This is a genomic window from Streptomyces oceani, from assembly GCF_001751245.1.
Taxonomy (GTDB): Bacteria; Actinomycetota; Actinomycetes; order Streptomycetales; family Streptomycetaceae; genus Streptomyces; species Streptomyces oceani.
In genome coordinates, this window is sequence record NZ_LJGU01000075.1 from 1 (window position 1) to 1049 (window position 1049).

1 protein-coding gene is annotated in these 1049 nt (G+C 74.7%); it reads left to right on the forward strand.

The genetic code is table 11. The features are described 5' to 3' along the window. Nucleotides 1–1049 (forward strand): acyl carrier protein (locus AN216_RS00405; protein ID WP_139140819.1); only part of this gene is annotated, 1049 nt, incomplete at both ends.

The following is a 1049-nucleotide window of genomic DNA, read 5'->3' on the forward strand; positions in this document are numbered from 1 at the left end:
CGGGCTCGCGGCGACGCTCGCCGCGCTGCCCGAGCACGAGCGCTACCCCACGATCCTGGGGCTGCTGCGCGCCGAGGTGGCCGCCGTGCTCGGGCACGCCTCCGGGCAGCGTGTCGACACCGAACGGGCCTTCACCGAGTTGGGCTTCGACTCCCTCACCGCGCTGGAACTCCGCAACGCGCTGACCCGCCGTACGGGCGTCCCGCTCGCCGCGACGCTGATCTTCGACCACCCCACACCGGCGGCGGTCGCCGAACATCTCCGGGACGAACTCCTCGGCGCCGACCGCGCCGGGGCTGGCCACGTGGCACCGGCCGCCGGGCGTACGGCCGACGAGCCGATCGCCGTCATCGGCATGAGCTGCCGCTTCCCGGGCGGCGTGACCACTCCCGAGGAGTTCTGGGAGTTCCTGGCGGCCGGCGGCGACGGCATCGTGGAGTTCCCGAACGACCGTGGCTGGGACGTCGAGGCGCTCTACGATCCGGACCCGGAGCGGGAGGGCACCACCTACACCCGGCACGGCGGCTTCCTCGCCGGGGTGGCGGACTTCGACGCGGGCTTCTTCGGGGTGTCGCCGCGCGAGGCGCTGGCTATGGACCCGCAGCAGCGGCTGCTGCTGGAGACCTCCTGGGAGGCCATCGAGCGCGCCGGCATCGACCCGCGCGGCCTGCGCGGCAGCCGCACCGGGGTGTACGCCGGCACCAACGGGCAGGACTACACGACCGTGTTGCGGGAGGCCGCCGAGGACAGCGACGGCTTCCTGGGCACCGGGAACGCCGCCAGCGTGGTCTCCGGCCGCATCTCGTACACCCTCGGGCTGGAGGGTCCGGCCGTCACCGTCGACACCGCCTGCTCCTCCTCGCTGGTCGCGCTGCACTCCGCCATCGGCGCGCTGCGTGCCGGCGAGTGCGATACGGCGCTGGCCGGCGGGGTCACGGTCATGACGACGCCGGCCGCCTTCCTGGAGTTCAGCCGGCAGCGCGGGCTGGCGCCGGACGGGCGCTGCCGGGCGTTCTCGGACGAGGCGGACGGCACGGGCTGGGGCGAGG